This is a genomic window from Novipirellula sp., from assembly GCF_041583735.1.
In the GTDB taxonomy this organism is placed as follows: domain Bacteria; phylum Planctomycetota; class Planctomycetia; order Pirellulales; family Pirellulaceae; genus Novipirellula.
Window position 1 is genome coordinate 1 of record NZ_JBFHFD010000354.1, and the last position, 8,807, is coordinate 8,807.

General features: G+C 53.5%; 6 protein-coding genes. 4 read left to right on the forward strand and 2 right to left on the reverse strand.

From position 1 onward, the window contains the following. The first annotated feature begins 452 nt into the window (after positions 1 to 452). Entirely contained in the window at positions 453 to 1,022 is a 570-nt protein-coding gene (locus tag ABX962_RS22255) for a J domain-containing protein (protein WP_372722431.1), read from the forward strand. Between the two features lie 64 nt (positions 1,023 to 1,086). Here the strand turns inward: ABX962_RS22255 and ABX962_RS22260 are convergent, their stop codons facing one another. Both ABX962_RS22260 and ABX962_RS22265 read right to left on the reverse strand, forming a co-directional pair. Continuing rightward, the gene (locus ABX962_RS22260) at positions 1,087 to 2,535 is read right to left on the reverse strand and encodes an arylsulfatase (protein ID WP_372722433.1); all 1,449 of its coding nucleotides are present in this window, start codon (positions 2,533 to 2,535) and stop codon (positions 1,087 to 1,089) included. Between the two features lie 117 nt (positions 2,536 to 2,652). Continuing rightward, complete coding sequence (locus ABX962_RS22265) at positions 2,653 to 2,940, reverse strand: hypothetical protein (RefSeq protein ID WP_372722434.1); 288 nt, start codon at positions 2,938 to 2,940, stop codon at positions 2,653 to 2,655. A 160-nt stretch (positions 2,941 to 3,100) separates the two neighbouring features. Here ABX962_RS22265 and ABX962_RS22270 point away from each other — a divergent pair, with 160 nt between their 5' ends. The 3 genes from ABX962_RS22270 to ABX962_RS22280 all read left to right on the forward strand — a co-directional run bounded on the left by ABX962_RS22270 (position 3,101) and on the right by ABX962_RS22280 (position 8,562). Continuing rightward, positions 3,101 to 4,708 (forward strand): DUF1559 domain-containing protein, encoded by a 1,608-nt coding sequence (locus tag ABX962_RS22270; RefSeq protein ID WP_372722436.1) that lies wholly within the window; start codon positions 3,101 to 3,103, stop codon positions 4,706 to 4,708. 143 nt (positions 4,709 to 4,851) lie between these two features. Continuing rightward, complete coding sequence (locus ABX962_RS22275) at positions 4,852 to 7,569, forward strand: glucosidase (RefSeq protein WP_372722438.1); 2,718 nt, start codon at positions 4,852 to 4,854, stop codon at positions 7,567 to 7,569. A 120-nt stretch (positions 7,570 to 7,689) separates the two neighbouring features. Further along, on the forward strand, positions 7,690 to 8,562 hold the full coding sequence (locus tag ABX962_RS22280; protein WP_372722440.1) for a hypothetical protein: 873 nt from the start codon (positions 7,690 to 7,692) through the stop codon (positions 8,560 to 8,562). Positions 8,563 to 8,807: the final 245 nt, after the last annotated feature.

The window sequence follows — 8,807 nt, forward strand, 5'->3', positions numbered from 1 at the left end:
ACAAGCCAAAGACGCGTCGATCCCTCCCTATGGCGTCTGGATCGGCAATGTGGTCTTAACCGCAATCGGTACCGCATTGATCGTCCGTGTGCGTCGCTATTAGCGTGTGGGGCGATTCGAGGTGGCCTGTTGGCAAACGTCTCTCCGTTTGCGTCCGGCCAATGGCAAATTGCAGCGGAACGAAGTTGGTACGGAACGGCGACGTTGCGCTGCGAGTCGTCGCTATTTTTCCTCACTCCGGACACCTCGGGGACGAGTCCCCAGCGCTATGACCCGGCTGGGACCGGGATCAATCACTACAACCGCTACGTCAGGAATAGCTAATCGGTGGGGGCGCGATTGTGAAGCGATTTCGGACTTGAACCGCCAATTCAAAGCTACGTTTCTGTACACAGTACCGGCATCCTGCTCGGGGGGCGACTGTCCTTCACGTATTCATCAAGGCATGGGAAATGGCGGTTAAAGAATTTGTTGACCACTACGAAATATTAGAAGTCAGTCCAAAGGCAAGCTTGGCCACGATTGAACGCGTCTTTCGCTTCCTGGCGAAAAAACATCATCCGGATCTTGCCGGCAGCAGCGATGAGAAGTATTTCAGAAAACTGGTAACGGCGTTCGAAACATTGCGCGACCCTCAGCAACGCGCCGCCTATGATCTTGCGTATCAGCAAGAAAACCAGATGCGAACAGAGTTGGTTCAAGGCGCCAACGCAGCAACCGACGATTGCATCGAACGTTACAAGCTATTGTCGCTGTTGTATGCCCAGCGACGGCGAGATTTCAAGAAGCCCGGGATCGGTCTCGGGACACTGGAGACGATGGTGCCCTATCCACCGCAAACGGTTGCGTTCCACCTATGGTATTTTCGTGAAAAAGGCTGGATTGGTCGCGAAGAGAGCGGTCAATTGTCAATCACCGCCGCCGGCGTCGACCAAATTGAAACCATGAACCAAGAGGCGGTGTCGAGCCAGTTGCGGCTAGGACATACACCCGAGCGAATTCCTGTGATGAAGTCGGCGTGACACTGACGGATTGCCGCAGATCGATCGGCAAATTAAACGATAAATCTCCGAGCAATCCTTGGCATTAATTGTTCGTCTGTACTTGCCAGATCGCGTGGCCCTTGTAGACCTCGCCGATCGGGTATTTCTCACTCGGCGTCACCGCGGTCTTCATGATCTGTTCGATGTGCTGCACCACTTCGGGGTGATCCGCCGCGACGTCATGTTGTTCGCCAAGATCATGTCGCAAATCATAAAGCTCGATTGGCCCCGCGACTCCCAAGCGGATCTCCGGCCGGATGCCCTTCCAATCCTTCCAGCGAACCGCTTGGTGATAGCGACTTCGGCAGTGGCCAAAGTCCCAATACAGTGACTCGCGATCCGATTGCAGCGGGCCTCCGTTCAATGCGGTAACAACCGAGATGCCGTCGAGGTTTGCGGGCACCGTGGCTCCGGCCAATTCGGCAAAGGTCGGCAACATGTCTTGAAACGCAATCACTTCGTCACTGCTCTTGTTGGCGGGGATTTGGCCGGGCCAACGCGCGATCAACGGCACACGGATGCCTCCTTCGGTCAGGTCACGTTTATAGCCTCGCAGCGGACCGTTGGTGTCGAATCGCTCGGCAACTGAGCGGTGCCCGCCATTATCACTCGTGAAAATAATCAGTGTTTCATTCCCCATTTCGCGTTGATCGACCATCCGGGTGATGCGTCCGACGTCTTGATCCAGCATATGGATCATCGCTGCATACTTCTTTGCCTTCGGTTCCCAATCGCGATTGGAATAGGGAGCGGTCGTGGGCACCGTCAAACCGTCAACGTCTTCTTTTGGAGACGAGAAATGTGGCAGCGTGTAGGCGGCATAAAGAAAAAACGGCTGATTTCGATCGTGTGACTCGCGGATGAACTGCAGCGCACGTTCGGTCAACTGAGTGTGACTATACGTATGGCGTGATTTCATATTGCCCGGCAATTCCAACCGACCTTCATCGTCGTCAAGGTATTCGGGGTAATAGTAGTGCGCGTGATCCTGGTTCAGATAACCAAACCAGGTGTCAAAACCTTGGTTCGTCGCCCGCCCGACGCTATTGGCGTCGCCGAGTGACCACTTGCCGACGCCGCCACAGCGATAGCCAGCACTCGCAAGCACCTCGGCAAGCGTCGTGTCGTCGTCTTCGAGATAGGTGGAGTAGTGGGGCACGTTGTCGCGAGCAACGGTATGTCCGTTGTGTAGCCCCGTCATCAACACCGATCGCGACGGCGTGCACACAGGGCCTCCGGCATACGCTTGCGTAAAACGGATGCCTTCGGTTGCCAAACGGTCGATGTTCGGCGTTTCGATCAGCTGCTGGCCGTAGCAACCCAGATCACCGTAGCCCAGGTCGTCCGCCATGATGAAGATGATATTGGGACGCGACGGCTCGATTCCCATCGCACTGCTGAGTCCGAGTATCCATGTCGCGATGGAAAGCAATGTCGCGAGAGAAAAAGTATATAGAGTTTGCGCGAGTCGCTGCGGGAAACAAAATCGCATGTTGCTGATGTTCTTGTCGTTTCGAGGGATTGCGGAGGAGATCGAGAAAACGAAATTGCGGGTTTCGCGGTCACTGAATGATCACGGTCACTGGATGATCACGGTCACTGAATCTTGCTAGTGACGCTTGCGCTGCAGCGCATACCGTGCGAACGCGATCAGCCCAGCAAACTTGAATTCAGGATCCACATAATGCTCGATCACATAAAAGGCAAAGTAATAGCATCGACAAAATGCCCAGATGGAAATGCCGAGTAAGACGACCACCTGCAAGGTCGGCGCATTTGCGATCAATATCGCCGACGCGAGTATACCGAGAAAAAGGAACAAGATTCCCTTTGCCCAGATTACTTTTGGATTTTTTAAGTCAGCCATCTTATTGGGCCCCGTGCGTTTTTTAGCCAAGACGTCGGGTGCGGGGAAAACGCACTCGGGCAATCTGTTAGGACTTCACTCATATTTACAGAACGTTGCAACATCCCCCCGGGAGGATGTGTCATAATCATCGCCGCAAATCGATTCACATTTGCTGGGGTCCCCATCTTCTTTGCGTTCGGAGTTTGTCATGTTTCGCAGTCACTTCTTCTTGCCCCTGATCATATTACTGAGCAGTGGTGTGGTTTCCAGCTTCAGCCGAGCGGAGGAGGGGGGAACACTGTCGAGCCAGTATATCCCAGACGACGCGATCGCGGCCGTTTTCATGCCGCTCAACGAGATCTTGAGCGATCCTGAAATGGAAATGTTTCCGATCGAAATCGTGCAAGCCCAATTGAAAGAAAGCGTTGGCATTGATCCGCTTCACATTACCAATGTGAAAGTCATTGTTGGGTTTCCCGGACCAGCCGGACCGCAGATCGGTGCGGTGATCGATTTGTCCGAAGACTATGACATTGGCGATCTGAATGCAGAATTGTTCCTGTCAAACGAACCGCAGGAAATCGATGGGTTTTCGGTGTACTCGATCGATGGTCCTCCCGGAACGGTGCTGCATCGCAAAGATGCGAGAACGTTGATTCTTTCGATGGGGGGATATCTTAAACCGATGATGGAATCCCGTGGCGAAACGGGGCAATTACCCAAACTCGTTTCAGGCCTTGGACGACAACAAGGGGTTACCGCTGTGGCGGTGTTAACGCCGATTCGCCCGATCGTTAGCGGATTGCTCCGGCAAAATGCGGAGCGACTGCCTGCAGAACTTCGAGAGTTGACCCAGGTCTCGGAACTTACCGATGCATTGATTGTGAATCTGGACTATCAATTGATGGGTGGCAGCGTCAGCGTGTCGGCGATTGCCCAAGATGACGCCGCCGCAACCGAGTTGCAGCGTATCTTGAACGAGTCGATCGACTACGGACGCGACACCGCGCTGCAGTTGGTTGCGATCAGTAGCATGCGAGGCACGGAAACGGACAAAGCGACATACAAGTACGCAGCACGTGTGGCGGCCAAGCTTACCGATGCCATCCGACCTACCAAGTCTGGCAACCGGGTAAATGTTCAATTGGAAAGCAATTTTGCCAGCACCGGTGTCCTGGTAGGACTGTTGTTGCCGGCCGTCCAAGCCGCTCGCGAAGCCGCACGACGAATGACGGCCAGCAACTCATTGAAGCAAATTGCTCTGGCAATGCACAACTATCATTCCGCGTTCAAAACGCTTCCAGACCCCGCGATCCGTGATGCCAATGGCAAACCGCTGCTGAGTTGGAGGGTGAAAATTTTACCATTTATCGACCAGCAAGCCCTCTACGAACAGTTCCACTTGGATGAACCATGGGACAGTGAGCACAACTTGAAATTGCTTCCGTTGATGCCTGACACTTACGTCGACCCAAGTGTTCCTGCCGAACCTGGATACACCGTGTTCCAGCTGCCCGTTGGCTCCGAGACGCTTTTCGCTAAGCAAGGTGAACGCAGGTTTGGGGAGGTGCTCGATGGCTTGTCCAATACGATCATGGTGGTGGAAACCAACCGATCGATTGCCGTACCTTGGACTAAGCCTGCGGATGTCGAGATCGACATCAATAATCCGCTGCCTCAATTAGGCAATACGCATCAGGGTGGATTTCACGTGTTGATGGCGGACGGCGCCGTGCGGTTCCTCAAAACCGACATTGTGCTGGAAACGCTAAAGGCCCTGTTCACTTACAGCGGCAAAGAGGTCGTCCGGTTCTAGCGGGACGTCTTCCAGGAGTGAACATTTTCTGCGAAATCCCAGGTTGCCCGGAAAGGGGCAACCCTCTTTGCACGCAGCGTCTACAATAAGCGATCGTGAAGCGTTTAAGTGGTTCAACATGATTCTCATCTTGGCTGACTTCTATGGCACGAGCAACATCGAGTGATCGTCAATCCCGTCCACGAAAATCTCCGCTCTCTGCGGAGCAAAAGCGATTGGACGAAGATCGCTTAAAGACACAGAATTGGCGATCTTGGGGGCCCTATGTCAGTGAACGGGCTTGGGGAACTGTTCGCGAAGACTACAGCAGCAACGGCGACGCCTGGGGTTTCTTGACTCATGATCAGGCACGCTCCAAAGCTTATCGCTGGGGCGAAGATGGTTTGGCCGGTATCTGTGACCGCTACCAATTGCTCGTCTTCGCTTTGGCGTTTTGGAACGGACAAGACGAAATCCTCAAAGAACGCTTGTTCGGGGTCGTGCCCCAGCAAAATAATCATGGCGAGGACGTGCGTGAGTATTACTATTACCTCGATGCCTCACCGACCCACTCGTACCTGAAATATCTCTACAAATACCCGCAAGCTAAATTTCCCTACCAACAACTGATCGAAGAGAGCCAGCGTCGCGGAATCGAGCAGCCTGAATTTGAACTTCTGGACACCGGTATCTTTGACGACAACCGCTACTTTGACATTTTTGTTGAGTACGCCAAGGCCGATCCCGAAGACATCTGTGTCCGCGTGGAAGTCTTTAACCGTGGCAGCGAACCGGCCCGCTTGCACGTGCTGCCGCAGTTGTGGTTCCGCAACACTTGGTCTTGGGGGGATGTCCCAGGCCCGCCGCCTTCGATTCAAAACGCGAGAGATCCCAGCGGACAAGTTTGCTTGGTTGCCGACGACTCGACCGCAACACCGATATCTAACTTGCTGACCGATTATGCACTCGGCAAACGGTATCTGTACGCCGAGTCAGGCGGTCAGCCGTTGTTCACGAACAATGAAACGCACCGCGAGCGGATGTATGGATGTCCCGATCCTACTCCGTTTGTCAAAGACGCCTTTCATCGCCACGTGATTAACGGCGAATCCTGCGTGAACCCCGACGAAGTGGGCACGAAAGCCTGTGTGCATTACGAGAACGTCACCGTCCCAGCGGGCGAATCGGTGGTGATCCGTCTGCGACTGACCGATCGTCCCACCTCCGATGCGATTCAAGGCGTTGATGCGGTGGTCCAGCAGCGGAAATCGGAAACCGACGTTTTTTACGACGAATTGCACCCCCCCAAAGCGAGCGAGGATGAGCGGCTCGTTCAGCGTCAAGCACTCGCTGGGATGATCTGGTCAAAACAGTTCTACTATTTTGATGTCAACAAATGGCTCGAAGGGGACGATACGCGAGCCAAGCCGCCCGCGTCTCGCCACACCATCCGCAACGAACACTGGAAACATCTCAATTCGATGCGAATCTTGTCGATGCCCGACAAGTGGGAATACCCGTGGTTCGCGGCATGGGATTTGGCGTTCCAGTGTATCCCGTTGGCATTGGTTGATCCCGAGTTCGCGAAAGAGCAATTATGGTTGCTGCTGTTTGAACAATTTCAGCATCCCAACGGGCAGATCCCCGCGTACGAATGGGAGTTCAGTGACCTCAATCCGCCCGTGCATGCTTGGGCGATTTGGCGTGTCTACAACATGGATCGAATTCAGAGTGGGCGTGCGGATCGTGAGTTTTTGGAAAAGTGTTTTCACAAACTGTTGCTGAATTTCACTTGGTGGGTCAACAAGGTTGATGCCGAAGGCCACAACGTGTTTGAAGGTGGCTTCCTTGGATTGGACAATATCACCACGTTTGATCGCAGCACGCCGCCCAGCGATGGTTCGTCGCTGAAACAAGCCGATGCAACCGGGTGGATGGGGATGTATTGTCTGAATTTGATGCGAATCGCCTTGGAACTGGCAAAAGAGAATAAGACCTACGTTGGCTTGGCGATCAAGTTTTTCGAGCACTACGTGTACATCGGTTCGGCAATGAAAAACATGGGTGGTCGAGACTACGAATTATGGAGCGAAGAAGACGGTTTGTTCTTTGATGCGCTGTGTTATCCCGATGGTTCCTATCATCGTTTCCGATTGCGTTCGTTGGTCAGCCTGATTCCGCTGTACGCTGTCGAACGGCTCGAAGAGGTTTGGACGTCCGAATTTCCCGAGTTCAAAGCAAACCTGGATTGGTTCATGCGGAATCGCAGTCACTTGACCGAGGCCTGCCTATCGACCAGCGAGAATGCAGAGGGAAAAGTGCATTTGTTGTCACTTGTCGATGCAGAACAGCTTCGCCGGATCGTGGAGGTGTTGTGGGATGACGCTGAATTTTTGAGCCCTTACGGGTTAAGAAGTATGTCCAAACATCACCAGGAGCATCCGTTTTCGTTCGGGGATCAAACCGTCAAGTACGATCCCGCCGAATCGACGACTTGGCTCAAAGGAGGCAATTCAAATTGGCGAGGTCCGATTTGGTTTCCCACCAGTTTTTTGATGATCGAATCACTGCGAAAACTCTCGAAGGTTTACGGAGAGAGCATTCGGGTGCCCGCAGAACCGGATGCCGATCGAGAAACGATGACGTTGTCCGAAGTCGCCGAGGGACACGCCAATCGGCTGATTTCGCTGTTCACTCGCGATGTTGATGGACGGCGAGCGATTTATGGTCAGCGTGAAAAGATGCAACACGATCCACATTGGCGTGACTGCTTGTTGTTTCACGAGTATTTCAATGCCGAAACGGGCGAAGGCCTCGGGGCAAATCACCAAACCGGCTGGACCGGACTGGTCGCCTCGTTGATCGACGAATGGCGAAGGTAGCCGGTTTCATCGTCGCTTTTCGCTCCGCGAAAATAGCGTCATCGGCGCCGAAAACTACTTCTCAACTCATCAACCATCCCATTGGCTAACAAAGTCGTTCCATCCACTCGGACGCTGCACATGGATATCTTTGACTCGCTTCCCAGCACCGGTACGCTGATCTTATTGGGACTTCCACTGCTCTATTTACTGGGAACGCCGCTGCTGATCCTCGCGACCTTCCGCACCGAAGCCTTCCCAACGATTGAACCGGTGCCGGCTGAAGATCCGTTACCGGAAGTCGTTCGCCAGCATTTTTTCGAGGTTCATGAATCAATGACGCGATTGGGGTTTTCCAACGAAGGAACCTTCTTTTTGCCGCAAGCGGTAACGAACGTCAAAAGTTTGATCGTGGTTTTTTTGAACCAAGCCGAGTCGACGGGGGCCGTTTCCGCGGTGGTGTATGCGGATCATAGTGGCACATGGAGTTTGCAAGAAAGTTTTACGGAGTTCTGCACGCGTTTTGATGACGATAGCGAAATTAACACCGGTAACCAAAAGACGCTTGGAGCGTTTCCGATCCCGCCAAGCTATTTGTCGACCCAGCATCCTCGGATTCAGAACGTCGAGGATCTGTTTGCGGCTCACCAGGCACTCAGGCGACAATATGCGCTCCGTCGCCGGCCAGTGAATCGACTCGATACCCTATTCAAAGGTGACGTCGCTGCCTTCATTTCAGCTGGGATGACAGCGGAATTTGAACACGCCAAAGCGTGCGGGTATTTGCGTTACATTGGTGGCGCTCATGACGGCTTTACTGCCGCAATGCAAGATTCGCCCTATCGTCCACCCGCTCAGTTGAATCGACCGCAGTACGGAGCGACCTTCGTCGGCGCCTATTTGATGGCGTGGAAACAGCTTTGGCCGATGAAGCCATTTTTTGCTTACGCACGCCATCGCCATGATCGCCGACTGTTAGAGGACACTGGCTTCAAACTTCTTGGTAACAACTAGAGTTGGTCGTAGCGGAAGCCGTCAAGACTTTCGTTGCATTGGCCAAACGATCCGAAAGTCTCACGCGAGTTCCATTGCCCGCAAATTCAAAGGCAAAATTTGGGGGACGAGGGCGGTATACATGATCCGCCGCAGCGATGGTGCGATCTTAGATCGGAGCTTGCGCAAACAATTGAGACGCAACCAAGGCAAGTCCAGCACCGTACAACAATCGAGCCCACATACTTCTCGTCTCCAAAAAGGGG

Coding starts and splice junctions, on each gene's coding strand:
- ABX962_RS22255 (WP_372722431.1), top strand. CDS start 453: ATGGCGGTTAAAGAATTTGTTGACCACTACGAAATATTAGAAGTCAGT.
- ABX962_RS22260 (WP_372722433.1), bottom strand. CDS start 2,535: ATGCGATTTTGTTTCCCGCAGCGACTCGCGCAAACTCTATATACTTTT.
- ABX962_RS22270 (WP_372722436.1), top strand. CDS start 3,101: ATGTTTCGCAGTCACTTCTTCTTGCCCCTGATCATATTACTGAGCAGT.
- ABX962_RS22275 (WP_372722438.1), top strand. CDS start 4,852: ATGGCACGAGCAACATCGAGTGATCGTCAATCCCGTCCACGAAAATCT.
- ABX962_RS22280 (WP_372722440.1), top strand. CDS start 7,690: ATGGATATCTTTGACTCGCTTCCCAGCACCGGTACGCTGATCTTATTG.